General features: G+C 69.0%; 13 protein-coding genes and 2 pseudogenes. 5 read left to right on the top strand and 10 right to left on the bottom strand.

All coding sequences use genetic code 11. The features are described 5' to 3' along the window. Nucleotides 1-135 precede the first annotated feature (135 nt). Nucleotides 136-1,854, top strand: a complete 1,719-nt coding sequence (locus ACZ6ZQ_RS06050) for an acyl-CoA dehydrogenase family protein (protein ID WP_469767363.1) — start codon at nucleotides 136-138, stop codon at nucleotides 1,852-1,854. Nucleotides 1,855-2,214: 360 nt separating this feature from the next. Beyond that, nucleotides 2,215-4,428: an RICIN domain-containing protein gene (locus ACZ6ZQ_RS06045; protein ID WP_469767648.1), complete on the top strand. Its 2,214-nt coding sequence runs from the start codon at nucleotides 2,215-2,217 to the stop codon at nucleotides 4,426-4,428. A gap of 53 nt (nucleotides 4,429-4,481) precedes the next feature. Here ACZ6ZQ_RS06045 and ACZ6ZQ_RS06040 read toward each other — a convergent pair. From ACZ6ZQ_RS06040 to ACZ6ZQ_RS06020, 5 genes and pseudogenes are all read right to left on the bottom strand, one after another. Then, a pseudogene (locus ACZ6ZQ_RS06040) lies at nucleotides 4,482-5,197 on the bottom strand (glycoside hydrolase family 3 protein); the annotation flags it as partial. Further along, nucleotides 5,197-6,546, bottom strand: a complete 1,350-nt coding sequence (locus ACZ6ZQ_RS06035; protein WP_469767362.1) for a GH1 family beta-glucosidase — start codon at nucleotides 6,544-6,546, stop codon at nucleotides 5,197-5,199. The gene ACZ6ZQ_RS06035 and the pseudogene ACZ6ZQ_RS06040, both read right to left, overlap by 1 nt. A 145-nt stretch (nucleotides 6,547-6,691) precedes the next feature. Next, nucleotides 6,692-7,531: a carbohydrate ABC transporter permease gene (locus ACZ6ZQ_RS06030; RefSeq protein ID WP_469767647.1), complete on the bottom strand. Its 840-nt coding sequence runs from the start codon at nucleotides 7,529-7,531 to the stop codon at nucleotides 6,692-6,694. 19 nt (nucleotides 7,532-7,550) lie between these two features. After that, entirely contained in the window at nucleotides 7,551-8,546 is a 996-nt protein-coding gene (locus tag ACZ6ZQ_RS06025) for a carbohydrate ABC transporter permease (RefSeq protein WP_469767361.1), read from the bottom strand. A gap of 14 nt (nucleotides 8,547-8,560) precedes the next feature. Then, nucleotides 8,561-9,880, bottom strand: a complete 1,320-nt coding sequence (locus ACZ6ZQ_RS06020) for an ABC transporter substrate-binding protein (protein ID WP_469767360.1) — start codon at nucleotides 9,878-9,880, stop codon at nucleotides 8,561-8,563. A gap of 190 nt (nucleotides 9,881-10,070) precedes the next feature. Here ACZ6ZQ_RS06020 and ACZ6ZQ_RS06015 point away from each other — a divergent pair, with 190 nt between their 5' ends. After that, nucleotides 10,071-11,396 (top strand): ROK family protein, encoded by a 1,326-nt coding sequence (locus ACZ6ZQ_RS06015; protein ID WP_469767359.1) that lies wholly within the window; start codon nucleotides 10,071-10,073, stop codon nucleotides 11,394-11,396. A 204-nt stretch (nucleotides 11,397-11,600) separates the two neighbouring features. Next, on the top strand, nucleotides 11,601-11,885 hold the full coding sequence (locus tag ACZ6ZQ_RS06010; RefSeq protein ID WP_469767358.1) for a hypothetical protein: 285 nt from the start codon (nucleotides 11,601-11,603) through the stop codon (nucleotides 11,883-11,885). Here ACZ6ZQ_RS06010 and ACZ6ZQ_RS06005 read toward each other — a convergent pair. From ACZ6ZQ_RS06005 to ACZ6ZQ_RS05985, 5 genes are all read right to left on the bottom strand, one after another. Continuing rightward, complete coding sequence (locus ACZ6ZQ_RS06005) at nucleotides 11,866-12,780, bottom strand: phosphatase domain-containing protein (protein WP_469767357.1); 915 nt, start codon at nucleotides 12,778-12,780, stop codon at nucleotides 11,866-11,868. The two genes, ACZ6ZQ_RS06010 and ACZ6ZQ_RS06005, sit on opposite strands and share 20 nt — an antisense overlap. A gap of 2 nt (nucleotides 12,781-12,782) precedes the next feature. Continuing rightward, nucleotides 12,783-13,991, bottom strand: a complete 1,209-nt coding sequence (locus ACZ6ZQ_RS06000; RefSeq protein ID WP_469767356.1) for an RNA ligase — start codon at nucleotides 13,989-13,991, stop codon at nucleotides 12,783-12,785. Between the two features lie 91 nt (nucleotides 13,992-14,082). Next, nucleotides 14,083-14,907, bottom strand: a complete 825-nt coding sequence (locus ACZ6ZQ_RS05995) for an alpha/beta fold hydrolase (RefSeq protein ID WP_469767355.1) — start codon at nucleotides 14,905-14,907, stop codon at nucleotides 14,083-14,085. Between the two features lie 160 nt (nucleotides 14,908-15,067). Next, the gene (locus tag ACZ6ZQ_RS05990; protein ID WP_469767354.1) at nucleotides 15,068-17,461 is read right to left on the bottom strand and encodes an ATP-binding cassette domain-containing protein; all 2,394 of its coding nucleotides are present in this window, start codon (nucleotides 17,459-17,461) and stop codon (nucleotides 15,068-15,070) included. Between the two features lie 337 nt (nucleotides 17,462-17,798). Continuing rightward, nucleotides 17,799-18,239 carry a helix-turn-helix transcriptional regulator gene (locus tag ACZ6ZQ_RS05985; protein WP_469767353.1) on the bottom strand — a complete coding sequence of 147 codons (441 nt, stop codon included), beginning with the start codon at nucleotides 18,237-18,239 and terminating at the stop codon, nucleotides 17,799-17,801. 49 nt (nucleotides 18,240-18,288) lie between these two features. On the opposite strand from ACZ6ZQ_RS05985, the pseudogene ACZ6ZQ_RS05980 reads away from it, so the two are divergent. Then, nucleotides 18,289-18,498, top strand: a pseudogene (locus ACZ6ZQ_RS05980) (F420-dependent methylene-tetrahydromethanopterin reductase); the annotation flags it as partial. Nucleotides 18,499-18,698: the final 200 nt, after the last annotated feature.

The following is an 18,698-nucleotide window of genomic DNA, read 5'->3' as shown; positions in this document are numbered from 1 at the left end:
AACCGGCAACCGGCAACCGCCAACCGGCAACCGCCAATCGGCAATCGGCAACCGGCAACCGCCAATCGGCAATCGGCAACCGCCAACCGCCAACCGGCAACCCTCAACCCTCGACCCCTCGGAAGGCGAACCTCCATGACCGACGCCCTGCTGTTCAACCCGCGGACCTACGACCCGGCGCACTTCGACCCCGAGACCCGCAGGCTGCTGCGTGCCACCGTCGACTGGTTCGAGGACCGCGGCAAGCGCAGGCTGATCGAGGACTACCGCTCCCGTGCCTGGCTGGCGGACTTCCTCGCGTTCGCCGCCAAGGAAGGGCTGTTCGCCACCTTCCTCACCCCGTCCTCCGCCGCCGGACGGGAGGACCAGCGCTGGGACACCGCCCGGATCGCCGCGCTCAACGAGATCTTCGGGTTCTACGGCCTCGACTACTGGTACGCGTGGCAGGTGACCATCCTCGGTCTCGGCCCGGTCTGGCAGAGCGACAACGCCGCTGCTCGCGGCCGCGCGGCGGAACTCCTGGAGCAGGGCGAGGTGTTCGCCTTCGGCCTGTCCGAGAAGACCCACGGCGCCGACATCTACTCCACCGACATGCTGCTGGAGCCCGACGGCAACGGCGGCTTCCGGGCCAGCGGCTCCAAGTACTACATCGGCAACGGCAATGCCGCAGGGCTCGTCTCCGTCTTCGGCCGCCGCACCGACATCGAGGGCCCGGACGGGTACGTCTTCTTCGCCGCCGACAGCCGCCACCCGGCGTACCACCTCGTGCAGAACGTCGTCGACTCCTCGAAGTACGTCAGCGAGTTCCGCCTCGACGGCTACCCGGTCGGTCCCGACGACGTCCTGCACACCGGACGCGCCGCCTTCGACGCCGCGCTCAACACCGTCAACGTCGGCAAGTTCAACCTCTGCACCGCCTCGATCGGCATCTGCGAGCACGCGATGTACGAGGCCGTCACCCACGCGCACAACCGCATCCTCTACGGCCGCCCCGTCACCGCCTTCCCGCACGTGCGCCGCGAGCTGGCCGACGCGTACGTCCGCCTGGTCGGCATGAAGCTGTTCAGCGACCGTGCCGTCGACTACTTCCGCTCCGCCGGCCCCGACGACCGCCGCTACCTGCTGTTCAACCCGATGACGAAGATGAAGGTGACCACGGAGGGCGAGAAGGTCATCGACCTGATGTGGGACGTCATCGCGGCCAAGGGCTTCGAGAAGGACACCTACTTCGCGCAGGCCGCCACCGAGATCCGGGGGCTGCCCAAGCTCGAGGGCACGGTCCACGTCAACCTCGCGCTGATCCTCAAGTTCATGCGCAACCACCTGCTGGACCCGGCCGAGTACGCGCCCGTGCCGACCCGCCTCGACGCGGCCGACGACGCGTTCCTCTTCCGGCAGGGACCGGCCCGCGGTCTGGGTTCCGTACGCTTCCACGACTGGCGCACCGCCTACGACACGTATGCCACGGTGCCCAACGTCGCCCGCTTCCGCGAGCAGGCCGACGCCCTGTGCGAGTTCGTCACCACCGCAGCCCCCGACGACGAGCAGAGCCGCGACCTCGATCTCCTTCTCGCCGTCGGCCAGCTGTTCGCGCTGGTGGTGCACGGCCAGCTGATACTGGAGCAGGCCCGCCTGAAGGACCTGGACGAGGACGTGCTCGACGAGCTGTTCTCGGTCCTCGTCCGCGACTTCTCCGCGCACGCCGTCGAGCTGCACGGCAAGGACTCCGCCACCGAGGAGCAGCAGCGCTGGGCGCTGGGCGCGGTGCGGCGTCCCGTTGTCGACGAGGCTCGCTCGGCGCGCGTCTGGCAGCGCGTCGAGGCGCTGTCCGGGGCGTACGAGATGGCGCCGTAACGACGCAGCCACTGGGCCCGTCGACACGTCGGCGATCACGCCCGCAGGGGCACTGCCCCACCCACCACGGCCCACCGCGCGACACCCGCGCGGTGGGCCGGACCGGTTGTGGTCCGTACCAAGCCCTTGACACGGTTGTTGTTCACTTCTTAAATCACGTAGTGAACTAAGCCTCTCGCGGGTCCACTTGTCACATCCCCCACCCCATCCCGGTCGGCGCAGTAACCGCGCGCGTGGATGTCATGTGCATGCTCTTGCGCCCAACCCCCCACTCATGCCGTGCAGTCGGCACAGGAGAAGACCGTGCTCCGATCCCTGCGAACACCCAGAGCGGGTCGCCACAGCTCAACCCCGGTCCGCATCACCGGCCCCTGGGTCGCGGCCGTCGTGGCCGGGGCCACGGCCGCCTCGGTTCTCACCGCCATCCAGCCCACCCAGGCCGTCAACCCGCCGGCCTCCGCCAAGGCACCCACGGCCACGGCCGCCGCCGCCCTGCCCTCGGGCTGGGCCACGGTGGTGAACGCGGGCAGTGGCAAGTGCCTGGACGCGCGGTCGGCCGCGACCGTGAACGGCACTGCTGTGCAGCAATACACCTGCAACAACACCACCGCACAGCAGTGGAGTTTCACAACGACGAGCGACGGCTTCGTACGGATCAACAACCGCAATGACGCCCATCAGGTCGTGGATGTGAGCGACACGTCCTCGGCCGACAACGCGGCTGTGCACCTGTGGACGTACGGCGGCGGCAACAACCAGCAGTGGCAGGCCGTCGACGAGGGCGCAGGCGCGTACCACTTCGTCAGCCGGCACAGCGGCAAGTGCCTCGACGTTCCGTCCGCCTCGACGGCCGACAGCGTCCAGCTGGTGCAGTACACCTGCAACGGCACGGCTGCCCAGCGATTCCAGGTCGCACCGGTGAGCACCGCGCCCGGCGATGTCGACCTCGGCCCGAACGTGGTCGTCTTCGACCCGTCGATGCCGTCGTCCACGATCCAGAGCCGGCTGAACTCGATCTTCCAGCAGCAGGAGACGAACCAGTTCGGCTCCCAGCGCTACGCGGTGATGTTCAAGCCGGGAACGTACAACAACGACGTCAACGTCGGCTTCTACACCCAGGTCCTCGGCCTCGGCCAGTCGCCCGACTCGGTCACGATCAACGGCGCCGTCCATGTCGAGGCCGACTGGTTCCCGCCGCAGAACGCCACGCAGAACTTCTGGCGCGGCGCCGAGAACCTGTCGGTGAACCCGACGGGCGGCACCGACCGGTGGGCGGTGTCCCAGGCCGCTCCGTACCGGCGTATGCACGTCCGCGGCAATCTCGCGCTGGACGACGGCGGCTGGGCCAGCGGCGGATTCATGGCCGACAGCAAGATCGACGGCCAGGTGCGGTCCGGCAGCCAACAGCAGTGGCTGACCCGCAACTCCCAGCTCGGCAGCTGGAACGGCGCCAACTGGAACATGGTCTTCGTCGGCAGCCAGGGTGTACCGGGCAACAGCTTCCCCAACCCGCCGTACACCACGGTGAACCAGACTCCGACGGTCCGGGAGAAGCCCTTCCTGTACGTCGACGGCGCGGGCGCCTACAAGGTGTTCGTACCGTCCCTGAGGACCAACTCCTCGGCCACGACCTGGGCGAACGGGAACACTGCGGGCAGCTCGCTCGGTATGGACCAGTTCTTCGTCGTCAAGCCCGGTGCGACCGCCGCACAGATCAACGCCGCACTGGCCGAGGGCAAGAACCTGCTGGTCACACCCGGTGTCTACCATCTGAACCAGACCCTGCGGGTAACCCGGCCCGACACCGTCGTCCTCGGTCTCGGCCTCGCCACGTTCATCCCGGACAACGGCGTCACGGCCATGACGGTCGCCGATGTCGACGGGGTGAAGGTCGCGGGCGTCCTCTTCGACGCCGGCACCACCAACTCGCAGACACTGATGGAGGTCGGCCCGGCCGGCGCCGCCGCGAACCACTCGGCCAACCCCACCTCCCTGCACGACGTCTTCTTCCGCGTCGGCGGAGCCGCCGTGGGCAAGGCGACGACGAGCCTCGTGGTCAACAGTGACAACGTCATCGGCGACCACATGTGGATCTGGCGCGGTGACCACGGCACCGGCATCGGCTGGAACAGCAACACCGCGGACACGGGACTCGTCGTCAACGGCGACAACGTGACCATGTACGGCCTGTTCGTCGAGCACTACCAGAAGCACCAGACCATCTGGAACGGCAACGGCGGGCGGACGTACTTCTACCAGAACGAGATGCCGTACGACCCGCCGAACCAGTCCGCCTGGATGAACGGCTCCACCCAGGGCTACGCCGCGTACAAGGTGGCGAACACGGTCACCAGTCACCAGGCGTACGGACTCGGCAGCTACTGCTTCTTCAACGTGAACCCGAGCGTGACGGCCGAGCACGCCTTCGAGGTCCCCAACAACCCGAACGTACGCTTCCAGAACATGGTCACCGTCTCGCTCGGCGGCACCGGGACCATCCGGCACGTCATCAACGACCGAGGCGGTCCCTCCAACTCGTCCACCAACGTGGCCAACCTGGTGAGCTACCCCTGAGGCGCTGACGGCCCGGGCGCCAGCTCCACGGCGCCCGGGCCGTCGCACGTTGCTCAGGCCGCCCGGTAGGCGGCAGTCAGCTTCGCGACCGCGCCGGGCAGGTCTCCGGTGAGCAGGAGGTGGTCCGCCTCGGCGAAGGGCTTCGCCGAGGCCTCGGTGAGGTGCCCGCCGATCCGCTGCTGGACGATCAGCCGCGCCCTGCGGACCAGTTCCCTGCCCTGCTCGGAGTCACCGTGGCCGGCCGCCTGCAGGACCTTCGCCGCGATGCCGATGGCCTTCAGGGCGGATTCCCCTCCGGTGGGCTTCCTGTCGAGCGTGGTCAGGCCCAGCCGTACGGGAACAGCGGGTCGTACGCCGCGTCGCCGACGTTGACCGGCAGCTGCGCCTCGGACTTCGGCCATGTGACCGGGAGCTGTCCGGTGAAGGGGCGCTTGCCGTACAGGACGTCGGCGACGCCGTCGCCCTCGGTGCCGGGCAGCCAGGACGCGACGAGCGCGTCGATGCCGCCGAGCCGGTCGCCGACGAGCTGCGGGCGGCCCGAGACCACCAGGACCGCGCACTTCATCGCGGCGCAGACCTTGTCGACGGCTGCCTTGTCGGCGGCGGTCAGCTCCAGGTCGTTGCCGTTGCCGACATCGCCGAAGCCCTCGGCGTACGGGGTCTCGCCGACGACGACCACACCGACGTCGTAGCCCTCGGTGGCTGCCGAGGCGTCCTTGGAGTACGAGATCTCCGCGTCCGGCGCGGCCTTTCTCATGCCCTGGCGGATCAGCCGGTTATGGTGTGCTGCCGGTGGCTTCGGATGATCTCCTTGTAGCGATGCCCGCTCGTCTTGATGGTGCGCTGCTGGGTCGGGTAGTCGACGTGGACGAGGCCGAAGCGCTTGTCGTAGCCGTAGGCCCATTCGAAGTTGTCGAGCAGTGACCAGGCGTAGTAGCCGGCCAGTGGGGCCCCCTTGCGTACGGCACGGGCGCAGGCCGCCAGGTGCTGCTCCAGGTAGCGGGTTCGCTCGGGGTCGTCAACGGCGCCGTCCGGGCCGACGGTGTCCGGGAAGGCCGAGCCGTTCTCGGTGACGTAGAGCCGGCTCACGCCGTAGTCGTCGGTGAGGCGCATGAGCAGTGCCTCCAGTCCGCCGGCGTCGATCTGCCAGTCCATGCCGGTGCGCGGGACGTCGGGCAGACGGACGTCCCGCGCGTACGGGACGGGCCCCTCGGGGTCGTCGGCGACGGTGACCGGGAAGTAGTAGTTGACGCCGTGCCAGTCGAGCGGGGCGGCGATGGTCTCCATGTCGCCCGGCCGCTCGGGCAGTTCGACCCCGTAGAGCTCGCGCATGTCGGCGGGGAATCCACGGCCGTACACGGGGTCGAGCCACCAGCGATTGGTGTGGCCGTCCATGCGGGCGGCCGCCGCGATGTCCTCGGGGCGGGTCGAAGCCGCCTCGACGGTGGAGTGGTTGGTCACGAGACCGACCTGCGCGCCGGGCGCTGCCGCGCGAACGGCCCGAGTGGCGAGACCGTGGCTGAGCAGCAGGTGGTACGAGGCGCGCACCGCGGCCGTCAGGTCGGTCAGACCCGGGGCCATCCGGCCCTCGAGGTGGCCGATCCATCCGGAGCACAGGGGTTCGTTGAGGGTGGCCCACTGGGTGACCCGGTCGCCGAGGCGTTCGGCCACGACCGAGGCGTAGGCGGCGAGCTGCTCGGCTGTGTCGCGTTCCGTCCAGCCGCCCCGGTCCTGGAGAGCCTGGGGAAGGTCCCAGTGGTACAGGGTCACGCTGGGTGTGATCCCCGCCTGGAGCAGGCCGTCCACCAGACGGTCGTAGAAGTCGAGGCCGCGGGCGTTGACCGGCCCGTCGCCGTCCGGCACGACACGGGGCCAGGCGACGGAAAGGCGGTAGGCGTTGGTGCCCAGCCGCTGCATGAGCGAGATGTCCTCGGGCCACCGGTGGTAGTGGTCGCAGGCCTCGTCGCCGTGGTCGGCGTTGTCGACCTTTCCGGGGGTGTGGGAGAACGTGTCCCAGATGGAGGGGGCCCGGCCGTCCTCCGTGACGGCTCCTTCGATCTGGTAGGCGGATGTGGCCGTGCCCCAGGCGAAGTCGTGGGGGAAGGCGGCAAGGTCCATCGCTTCGGTGCTCGTCGATGGGGAGTCAGCCGACGCGGAGTCAGTCGGTTCGGAGTCAGTCGGTTCAGACACGGAGGACCTCTCGGAAACGAGCAACGGAAAGGGAGTCACCTGCGGACGAGGGGGTCACTTGTGGCACGGGGAGTCACTTGACCGCGCCGGCGGTCAGCCCGGTGACGAGATAGCGCTGGAGGAGCAGGAATCCGGCGACGACGGGCACGCTCACGACGAGGGAGGCAGCCATGATCTGGTTCCAGTAGACGTCGTTCTGGGTGGAGTAGCCCTGGAGGCCGACCGCGAGGGTGCGGGTGGTGTCGTTGGTCATGACGGAGGCGAACAGGACCTCGCCCCACGCGGTCATGAACGCGTACACGGCGACGGCGACGATGCCGGGGACCGCAGCCGGTACGACAACCCGGAAGAGCGCTCCCAGCGGCCCGCAGCCGTCGACCTTGGCCGCTTCGTCGAGGTCCCGGGGGATCGAGTCGAAGTAGCCGATGAGCATCCAGATCGAGAACGGCAGGGAGAAGGTCAGGTAGGTGAGGATGAGACCGCCGCGCGAGCCGAAGAGCGCGATGCCGGTGGTGTTGCCGATGTTGACGTAGATGAGGAACAGCGGCAGCAGGAAGAGAATGCCGGGGAACATCTGCGTCGACAGCACGGTCACGGTGAAGACGCGTTTGCCGCGGAAGCTGTAGCGGCTGACGGCGTAGGCCGCGAACACCGCGATGACGACGGAGCAGACGGTGGCCGCGCCGGCCACGATCACGGAGTTGGTGAAGTAGTCGGAGAGCGGGACGGTTTCCCATATGTCGATGTACGGGCGCACGGTCAGGCCCGAGGGGATCCACTGGAACTTCCCCGACACGTCCTGCAGTGGCTTGAGCGAGCTGGAGACCATCACGAACACCGGCAGCAGGACGAAGCCCGTGAGCAGTGTGAGGAAGATCCGCCGGCTCCAGAGGAAGGACCGCGGGACGGCCATGGGCGAGCGGGGCCGCGGCCTAGGCATCGGTGGCCTTCCTTCCTCGGGAGGTGACCAGAAGGTAGATCCCGGTCACGACGAGCAGGAACAGGAGCAGCAGGACCGACATCGCCGAGCCCGTTCCGAAGTTCCAGGTCTGGAACGACGACTGGTAGATGTGGAGGGAGATGAGGTCGGCCGCTTCCGGCGCCGCCTTGCCGAAGAGCACGAACGGTGTGTTGAAGTCGTTGAACGTCCACAGGAACAGCACCAGGACGAGGACCTGGTTGACCGGGCGCAGCGACGGCAGGGTGATCCGGCGGATCTGCTGCCGGATGCCGGCCCCGTCGATGGCGGCGGCCTCGTACATCTCGCGGGGGATGTTCTGCAGCCCGGCCATGACGATGAGGAAGGCGAAGGGCCAGCCCTTCCATACCGAGACGATGAGCAGCGCCCAGAAACTGTTGTCCCCGATGAGCCAGAAGGCGGGGCTGTCACCGAGGCCGAGCTGGTCGTGCAGGACGTGGTTGATCAGGCCGTTGTCCCGCTGGAACATGAACGCCCAGGTGATGACCGCCGCGTAGACGGGCAGCGCGTACGGGACCAGGAAGAGCGCGCGGAGGAAGCCCCTGCCGCGGAACGTCTCCTGCATGAAGATCGCGGCCGCGGTGCCGATCAGCCAGCACAGGCCGACGGAGAGCAGGGTGAACAGGCAGGTGGTGGAGAACGACTTCAGAAGCGCCTGGCCCACGGGGGCGTCGAAGCCGACCGAGATCGTGTAGTTGTCCAGGCCGGCCCAGGGCGCGGTGCCCCAGTCGCGGATGGAGAACTGGGTGAGCTCCTTGAAGCTCATGACGATGCCGATCACCATCGGCACCAGGTGGACGAGCAGTTCAAGGACCAGGGCGGGGAGCAGCAGCAGATAGGGCAGCGTGACGCGGCGAAGCCGCCCGGGGCGGCGTGGGTCACGCGCCGCCCCGGGGAGGTGCTGTTGGACGGTCCGTCCGCCGGCCTTGTCGAGGGCGGTGGTGGTCATGGTGGCGTCCGTGCTCACTTCTTGGGCATCTGCTGCTGGGCTTTGTCGAGCTTGGCCTTGACCGAGGCGGTGGTCACCGGACGCCCGGCGGCGGCGTCGGCGAAGAGCTCCTTGACCGCGGTGCCGACGACGGTCTCGAACTGCGACTCCTCGGGGACCTGCGGCAGTGCTGCGGCGCTGGTGGCGAGGGTGTTCTTGAGGACGGCGATCGCGGGGGTGCCGAACGCGGGGTCCTGCTGCGCGGTCCTGACGGGCGGGATGGAGCCGTAGGCCTGGTTGAGGATCTTCTGCTCCGCGTCGCTGGTCATGAACTTCACGAACTTCATGGCGCCGTCGATGTTCTTGGTGTTCTTGAAGACGCTCAGGTTGATGCCGGCGACCATGGAGTTGACGGCGGTGCCCTGGCCGGGGGCGCCGGACTGGACGGGGGCGGGGGCGACGCCCCATTCGTCGTCGCTCATGCCCTGTGCCTTGAAGGTGGCGGAGGCGGTCTGCCAGAGGACCATCGCGGTCTTGTCCTTGGCGAAGTCGCTCAGGGACTGGTTCTGGGCGTACTCGGCGTTGCCCTGCGCGACGATCTTGTGTTCGGCCATGAGGTCGACGTACTGCTTGACGGCCGCGACGGCTCCCTCGGAAGTGAAGTCGGGCTTGCCGTCGGGGGTGAAGAAGTCGGCGCCGTGCTGCTTGCCGAGGACGAAGACCTGGTGGATGTTGTTGGCGAGGTTGGCGCCCTCGACGCCGATCGCCGCCTTGCCGTCCTTGGTCAGCTTCTTGCCGGTCGCGACCAGCTCGTCCCAGGTGGCCGGCGGCTTCTCTATGCCGGCGTCCTTGAACATCTTCTTGTTGTAGTAGAGCGCGTAGCCCATGGAGTAGAGCGGGACTGCGGCCGGGTCCTGCCCCGGGGCGCCGGTGGAGCCGAGGGCGGAATCGACGAAGCGGTCCCTGCCGCCGATCTTCTCGAAGTTCTTCGTGTCCCAGGGCAGCAGGGCGCCACTGGCCTGGAGGGAGGCGCTCCAGGTGTTGCCGATGTTGAGGACGTCGGGGCCCTGGCCGGAGGTGGTCGCGGTGAGGATGCGGTTGAGCAGGTCCGACCAGGGCACGACCTCCAGTTTGACCTTGATGCCCGTTTGCTTCTCGAACTTGTCGAGCTCGGGCTGGAGGACCTGCTTGTCCACCTCCAGGCTGGCGCCCTGGTTGGAGGCCCAGTAGGTGAGGGTCTTCGGCTGCTCGCCGGATCCGGATCCGTCGGTCGTGGAGCCGCCACCACAGGCAGCCATGGTGAGAGCGAGGGAGAGGGTGACGGCGCCGGTGGCCGCGGCTCTGATTCTGCGCATGGCTCCAGAGGACCCTTTCGGGGGAGTGGCGAAAGCCGTGGAGGGAGGAGGGTCGGCGTAGCGTCCCGCGTTCACCCCCTGAAGTCCCCTCGTGGCTTAATTTAGGATGTGAGTTAAACCTCAAGAGAAGGTCGCGTCAAGGGTCGCGACAGAGGTATGTTTCGGTCAGGACTTCGACGAGGGGGCCCCAGTGACCGTGCGCAACGGCCGCACTGTGCGTGACCTGCGGCGCGAGAACCGCGCTGCCGTTCTGCAGCGCTTGTACTTCGACGGACCGCTGAGCCGTTTCTCGCTCGGTCCGGCCACCGGGCTGAGCTCGGGATCGATCAGCAACGTGGTCGCCGAACTGTTCGCCGAGGGCCTGGTGGAGGAGGCCGGCAACGTCGACTCCGCGGGCGGACGCCCCCGCACCCTCCTGCGCATCAGACCGGGCAGCGGCTGCATGATCGGCGTCGACGTCGGCGAGACCCGGGTCAGGATCGAACTCTTCGACCTCTCCCTGACCGAACTCGCGCGCACGGAAAGGCCGCTGGCGATCGACAGCCCGCACCGGCACGACCGCTACGACGTCGGTGTTGTCGTCGGCCATCTGCGCGACGGCATCGCCGAAGTCCTGGACGCCGCGGGCGTCCCGCCCGAGCGGCTGCTCGGCGTCGGCATCGGCGTGCCGGGCATCGTGGCGCGCACCCCGGAGGACGGCGCCGTGGTGCACGGCCAGACCATCGGCTGGGACGCCGTACCGCTGGAGCGCCTGCTGCGCGAGTCCGGGCTGGTGCCCGAAACCGTGCCGTACTACATCGACAACGGCGCCAAGACCCTCGGCCAGGCCGAGATGTGGTTCGGCGCGGGGCGCGGTGCACGCAACGCCGTGGTGGTGCTCTTCGGCTCGGGCGTCGGCGCCTGCGTCGTCACCGACGACATGCGCCCCGGCCGTGCCGTCGAATGGGGCCATCTGACCGTACGGGTCCGGGGCCGCCGCTGCCGCTGCGGCGCCCAGGGCTGCCTGGAGGCGTACGCGGGCGCCGAGGCGCTCCTCGAACGCTGGGCGGAGGCCGGCGGGCAGCCGCCCGCCGGCGCGGACGAGGAGACCGCGCTGACCGCGATGCTCGCCGCCGCCTACCCGGCCCCCGGCGCCGACGGTGCCGTGCCGGAGGCCGACACGACCGCCCTTGCGGTCCTGGAGGAGACCGCCGAGTACCTGGGCGCCGGCTTCGCCGACCTGATCAACCTCTTCCAGCCCGAACGGATCCTCGTCGGCGGCTGGGCGGGACTGCAGCTCGGTGCCCGGTTCCTGGATTCCGTACGGGCGTACGCCACCTCCTACGCGCTGTCGTACCCGGCCGCCCGCGTGCGCATCGACCTCGGCACCCTGGGGCCGGACGCCGTGACCGTCGGGGCGGCGATGCTGCCCCTCGCCGACTTCTTCGCACGCGGAGGCCGCCGGCAGGAGGAGGCCGGTGCGGAGGAACCGGCCCCGGCGTGGCAGACGAGCTTGCGGGAGCGGACGGCGCAGTAGGGCCTGTCCGGTGGGTCAGGCCCTGGCCCGGCCGCACGCCTGAGCGCGCGGCCCGGCCCCTCGCACCGGCAGCCGTACCGATCTCGTACGAGGGCCGCGAGTACATCGTGCACCGCCTCATGCCGGAGTATGAGTACGTGAGGACGTACGAACTGAGTACGCCGTCCGATCTCCCGAGCCGCGCGCGTTGCTCGAATGGGAGCCATGAATCCCCCCGCGCAGCGCCGCCCCCGCATGCAGCATGTCACCACCACGGGCACCGCCCTCGCCGCGACCCTTCTCCCGCTGATGGTCGGCGTCCTCGTGGCGAAGTCGATGGGCGCGGATCCGATGTCCCCGGTGAACGCCCTCATCACCAGCGGCGGTCAGCGTGCCCGGGTGTGCCCGTCGCAGCTGCGCAGCTGTGGCCGTACCGCCCTCCGCCGCTGGAAGCCCGTGGCCGCGCGTGTCCAGAACGCCCGGACACGGCCTAGAAGTTGCCGTAATTGACCTGCCAGGTGGGCAGGCCCATGCGGCGCCACACTGCCACGACGCGGTCGCGGTCGTCGAGGGAGACGCGTACCGCGAAGCGGTTGCGGACATGCCGGTCGAACAGTTCGGCCTTCACGACGTCGTCACGGCGGCCGTCGCCGGCAGCACGCATCCACAGCTCGTCGTAGGGGACCTCGTACCGGCGCAGCCATGCCTCCGTCCTGTCCCGGTGCTCCTCGCCGCGGCCGGAGAGCAGGACGATGACATCCCCGTCGGCACGCCGGAAGGAGCACAGTGCGCCGCGCACCGACACGTTGAGCACGTCCTCGTCGCAGCGGGTGAAGTCGTAGGGGCCGCGGTCGCCCCTGATCGCGAGTGTGCCGTCGATGTCGCACATGACCGCCGAGGGCAGCGCCGGGTCGGCAGTGTACGGCTCCACCGACGGCTCGTCGTTCAGCCATGCCTCGGTGAGCTGCCAGCCACCCCGCCGCGCTTTCGCGTGCTTGTCGGCCAGGATCCGGATGATCTCCTCGCCGACAGCCCTGTCCCGCCCGGCATCGCGCCGTATGCACTCCTCCAGCTGCACATCGGTGAAGTCGTGTACGACGAAGGACGCCTGGCCGGCCACCGCGGCCTTCAGGCGCTTGGGGATGTGCGGTGTCAGGTGGGTGTTGTCCACGACGACGTCGAACCCGCCGTCGACCGCCGCCCGCACCGCGGCGTCCTGGACGGCCAGCACGGTCTGCTCGTGCGCGTACGACCGGTCACGCTCGGGCGCCGGGACGTCGAGCATCGTCCGCAGGTCGTCGAGGTTCACCCGGCGCATACGGCCCTCGGACTCCGCCTGCAATCTGCGCGCGGCCGTCGTCTTCCCCGAGGCCGGGAGCCCTGTCATGACATGTACTACGGGCACGGTCAATTCTCCTCGTCGGTCAGATACGGGTCGGGCGCCTCCGGCCGGACGGAACGGTACGTCACGAACTCCGTCGGGCGCCCGTCCAGGCGCAGGAACATCGCAGGGCGCACGGCGGCGTCGGGCAGTGCCTTCGCGGCGCGGGCGAAAGCGCCCCGGTCGCCCGCGAGATGGGCCAGCGACCGGTACGCCTCATCGATCGCACACTCGCGTGCGGCCACATCCTCCTCGATCCGCCCGATCACCCCGCGCACCCACGCGTCGAACTCGTCGGGCACTTGCTCCAGCAGCGCGTCGAGCGGCTTGCCGCCCGACGCCTCGATGTCCGCCGTCGAGCAACCCAGTGCCTGGGCAACCTGCTTGACGGGCAGACCGGTGAAGCGCTGGACCCCGTGGCTGCGCCAGATGTCCCGTTCGGTGATGCCGGTGAGCACCTTGTGGAGCCGTACGTATTCGGAGAGCTTGGCCTTGGCCCGTACGCCCGAGGCGAAGCGCAGCACGAAGCCCTCCGCGTCGGTGCCCGTGGCTTCCCGGCCGCCCGGCAGCCGGTTGGACTCGGCCAGGGCGAGCAGCTCGGCGAGCGGCATGGGGGGCCAGACCGTGACGACCGAGCCGATGCCCGTCCAGCAGGACGCGGCCTCGGCCAGCGGTATCTCCGTGCCGTCCTTGGCGAAGGCGGCGAGGAGCACGAGATCACGGCGGTCGCCGTAGTCGACGACGATCCGGTTCTGCGGGTACAGGATCTCGGCCAGGTAGGTCACTCCGGGAACCAGGGCGGAGGTGTCCTTGCCGTCCAGCAGACGCTGAGCCCAGGTGGCCTGGGTGCTGATGAACGATCCCTTGGACGCGACGTGCCACCGGCCCGCATAGTGGAAGATCACCGCCAGGCTGCCGTCGACCTTGTCGTACACCTCGAACGATTCGTCCGGGAGGGCGGGCGCGTACGGCTGACCGGCCTCGTGCTCACCGACGTTGAAGAACTTCGGCAGCGGGAGCGCGACGATCTCGCCGGTGGCGTCGTCGGCGACCAGACCGCGGCAGCGCGTGGTCACCCGGTTCCACACCCGCTCGTACTGGCACGTCCTCGTGTACGTGTAGATCGACAGCGGCAGTTCGGGGTGCGGCTTACGGGTGACATGCCCCGCGTCCAGCGCCGCCGCCAACTCCTCCGGCGGCAGCAGCCCATGGAGGGTCAGGAATGCCTGGCTCATGTGTTCCTCCCGTTGATGGACCTTGATTGTCAGGCGCGGGAGGCTTCGGTGCGTACCGATTTTCCTGGGACGGGACGTACAGAGACGCAGGTCACGGCCGAGGTCGGGCCAGATGGACCGCGATGCGATGCCCCCAGGTGCGGATGTCTGAACGGGTCCGGGACACATGGAGGTCGGCGTCCGGCAGAAGACCGGCCAGCCGTTCCGCGGTGGACAGGGGGTGACCCGGGTCATCGGCCCAGGCCAGGATCAGGACCGGTCGGCACAGTTCGGCGACGGCTTTGGCGGAGGGCAGGTCGGACAGTGCCAGCCCGCGCAGGACGGACGGCAGAATCCGCTCGGCGGGCGTCGGCGGAAACTCGGGAACATCGGATACGACAGATACGACCGCGGGGCGGTGCTGCCGCCTTTGGGCGGCGAGCCAGACGTCCACTCCCTCTCGTTCAATCGTGTCAGCGGCTTCCCGGTTGTTTCGGGCATGCGCCTTCCGCGTCGTCCAGGCCGTGGGCGGGATGAGCAGGACCAGCCGGGAGAACCGCTCGGGCGCCTGCACGGCGGCGTGCAGCACGGTTGCGCATCCCATCGACGCGCCGACGGCGTTGACGGGCCGGTCGGCCCCCAGATGATCGAGCAGGGCGAGCAGATCGTCCGCGAGGGAGGCGTACGTGTAATCGGTGTCCACGGCGGCGCCGGTCGATCGACCGTGCCCCCTGGCGTCATAACGCACCAAGCGCTGCCCCGCGTCCAGAACCGGCTCCCACCCGAACAAGTCCATCCGGTCCTCGGTGGCCTGGCTGACGAATCCGCCATGTGCGTACACGGCGAGATCGCCCTCACCGACGTCGTCGTAGAACAGTTCGGCGCCGCGATGCCAGAAGCTGCTTTCCCGGGCGATGCGCTTTCCCGCTGCTGTCATGGCCGTACGCCTCGTTCCGGCACCTCTGCGTGCCTCGTACGGCCACGAAACCACCCTGTCCCGATGCCCGCACCCGGCGAGATCACCTCCAACCACGCCCCCGAGGACGAGTCGCAACAGATGAGACGACTCGTCCCACGGGTGTCCACGAAGGCCTCGGTCAGACGCCGACGTAGTCCGCGAGGTGCTCGGCGGTGAGGGTGGAGCGGGCGGCGACGAGGTCGGCGGGTGTGCCCTCGAAGACGATCCGGCCGCCGTCGTGGCCGGCGCCGGGGCCGAGGTCGATGATCCAGTCGGCGTGCGCCATGACCGCCTGGTGGTGCTCGATGACGATGACCGTCTTGCCGGAGTCGACGAGCCGGTCGAGCAGGCCGAGCAGTTGCTCGACATCGGCGAGGTGGAGTCCGGTGGTCGGCTCGTCGAGGACGTAGACCCCGCCCTTGTCGGCCATGTGGGTGGCCAGCTTGAGCCGCTGCCGTTCGCCGCCGGACAGTGTGGTGAGCGGCTGGCCGAGGCTGAGGTAGCCGAGTCCGACGTCGGTGAGCCGGCCGAGGATCTTGTGTGCGGCCGGTGTGTGCGCATCGCCGGTGCCGAAGAACTCCTCGGCCTCGGTCACCGACATCGCGAGCACCTCGCTGATGTCGCGGCCGCCGAGGTGGTACTCCAGCACCGAGGGCTGGAACCGCTTCCCCTCGCAGTCCTCGCAGGTCGTGGCGACGCCGGCCATCATCGCCAGGTCGGTGTAGATCACGCCGGCGCCGTTGCACGTCGGGCAGGCGCCCTCGGAGTTTGCGCTGAACAGTGCCGGCTTCACGCCGTTGGCCTTGGCGAACGCCTTGCGGATCGGGTCGAGCAGTCCGGTGTACGTGGCCGGATTGCTCCGCCTGGAGCCGCGGATCGCGCTCTGGTCGACCGAGACCACACCCTCTTCGGCGGGGACGGACCCGTGCACGAGCGAGCTCTTGCCGGAGCCGGCGACGCCGGTGACCACGCAGAGCACGCCGAGCGGGATGTCGACGTCGACGCCATGCAGGTTGTTCGCCGTCGCGCCGCGGATCTCCAGCGAGCCGGCGGGCGTGCGCACCGTCTCCTTGAGGGTGGCCCGGTCGTCGAGATGGCGGCCGGTGACGGTGTCGCTCGCCCGCAGCCCCTCGACGGTGCCCTCGAAGCAGACGGTGCCGCCCTCCGTACCGGCGCCCGGGCCGAGGTCCACGACATGGTCGGCGATCGCGATCGCCTCCGGCTTGTGCTCCACGACGAGCACCGTGTTGCCCTTGTCCCGCAGGCGCAGCAGCAGGTTGTTCATCCGCTGGATGTCGTGCGGGTGCAGGCCGATGGTGGGCTCGTCGAAGACGTAGGTGACGTCGGTGAGCGAGGAGCCGAGGTGGCGGATCATCTTGACGCGCTGTGCCTCACCGCCGGAGAGCGTGCCCGCCGGCCGGTCGAGCGAGAGGTAGCCGAGGCCGATCTCCGTGAACGAGTCGAGGGTGCCCTGCAGCGCGGTGAGCAGCGGCGTCACCGAGGTGTCCTTGAGCCCGCGGACCCACTCGGCCAGGTCCCGGATCTCCATCGCGCACGCGTCGGCGATGCTGATCCCCTTGATCTTCGACGACCGGGCCCCCTCGCTGAGCCGGGTGCCGTCGCACTCGGGGCAGCTGGTGAAGGTGACCGCCCTCTCCACGAACGCCCGGATGTGCGGCTGCATCGCCTCCTTGTCCTTGGACAGGAAAGACTTCTGGATCTTCGGGATCAGCCCCTCGTAGGTGAGGTTGACGCCGTTGACCTTCACCTTGGTCGGCTCACGGTAGAGGAAGTCGTGCATCTCCTTCTTGGTGAACCTGCGGATCGGCTTGTTCGGGTCGAGGAAGCCCGACTCGGCGTAGATCCCCACGGTCCACACGTTGTCCGACTTCCAGCCGGGGATGGTGAAAGCGCCCTCGGCGATCGACTTGGAGTCGTCGTAGAGCTGGGTGAGGTCGATGTCGGAGACCTTGCCCCGGCCTTCGCAGCGCGTGCACATGCCGCCGGTGCGGGTGAAGGTCGCCTTCTCGGCCTTGGTCCTGGCACCGCGCTCCACCGTGATCGCACCGCTCGCCCTGACCGTGGCCGTGTTGAAGGAGTACGCGCTGGGCGGGCCGATGTGCGGGTCGCCGAGCCGGCTGAACAGGATGCGCAGCATCGCGTTGGCGTCGGTGGCGGTGCCGACCGTGGAGCGGGGGTCGCCGCCCATCCGCTGCTGGTCGACGCTGATCGCGGTCGTGAGGCCGTCGAGCACGTCGACCTCGGGCCGGGCCAGCGTCGGCATGAAGCCCTGTACGAAGGCGCTGTAGGTCTCGTTGATCAGCCGCTGCGACTCCGCGGCGATCGTGTCGAAGACCAGCGAGCTTTTGCCCGAGCCGGACACGCCGGTGAACACCGTCAGCCGTCGCTTGGGGATCTCGACGCTGACGTCCTTGAGATTGTTCTCGCGCGCGCCGTGCACGCGGATCAGATCGTGGCTGTCGGCAGCGTGCAGCGCAGGCGACGGGGTGTCCGTCCTCGTGGCCTTGCTCATCGTGTCTCCATCTGTTGGGCGGGGCCGCCTTCGCGGCCTCAGTCGGCTCCGTCGGCGTCGCCCGGCTCGATCCGACGAGCTTCGAGCGTAACGTCTGGTTGTCCTTCGTCGGCGTGGCCTTCAGCGCGATCGCCGGACGGCTCAGCGCAGCTCTCGGATGTGGATCAGGTCGCCCGCGGGATCGCGGAAGCGCAGTCGCCACGCCGTACGGCTGCTCGGGTCGGCTCCTGGCCGGCCTCGGGCTCGCCGGCCTACGGGTAGAAGGCCAGAGATGCGTCCGGGGCGTCGTGCGGGAGGAAGCTCGCGTGGATGGTGATGTCCATGGCGATCACGCTAGCTACGGCTCGGGATGCGGTGCTTCTCGATTCCTGATCGGTCGGGTCACCACTTTCGCCACGCAGGACGGGATCCCCGCCGTCGCGTCCGCCGCCTGGCGCCGATAGACGCTGGGCGGCATGCCGACCAGCTCGGTGAAGCGGGTGCTGAAGGTGCCCAGCGACGAGCAGCCGACCGCGAAGCAGACCTCGGTGACGCTGAGGTCGCCGCGGCGCAGCAGCGCCATCGCGCGCTCGATGCGCCGCGTCATCAGGTAGCCGTACGGCGACTCACCGTAGGCGAGCCGGAACTGGCGGCCGAGGTGGCCGGCCGACATGTTCGCGCCGCGGGCGAGCGCCTCGACGTCCAGCGGCTGCGCGTACTCCCGGTCGATCCGGTCGCGGACGCGCCGCAGCCGCGCGAGGTCGCCCAGCCGCTGCGCCGTGGTGGGTCTGCTGGTCACCTGACAGATCGTGCCACGTCGCGCCGGTCTTGCTGAGCGCCACCACGTTCTGTGCCTCGCGGGGGGACTGCGACGTCGCGAACACGGCGGCCGGATCCACGACTTGGATGTGATGGCATGGGGTGGTGCGGGGCGGCCCGAAACCTTCACCGTCCTGTCCGCACTCGCCGCCGTCACTGGACGGCTCGGCCTGACGGGCACCATCAACTCCACGTTCAACGAGCCCTGTGCGGTGGCCCGTAGATGCTGCGGCTCGGACACAGGCGCCGGGCCGTTTCGAGGCGGTATCAACTGAACTCCTGTACAAACCCCCGGTTTTCGGCACTATCGGACGCCCATACCACGCATGGATCACTCCGGCAACCTCTCATTTTCTCGGCGTGGCTGGTTATGATCTGCATCCCTCACGTTCCACCGAAGCAGGACCAGCCGTTCCCCTCCCGTCCCGGGCTTGCGCCG

It is taken from the genome of Streptomyces sp. NPDC053673 (genome assembly GCF_055585225.1).
Note: the sequence above shows the minus strand (reverse complement) of the source record. Positions and strands in the feature narration are given on the sequence as shown.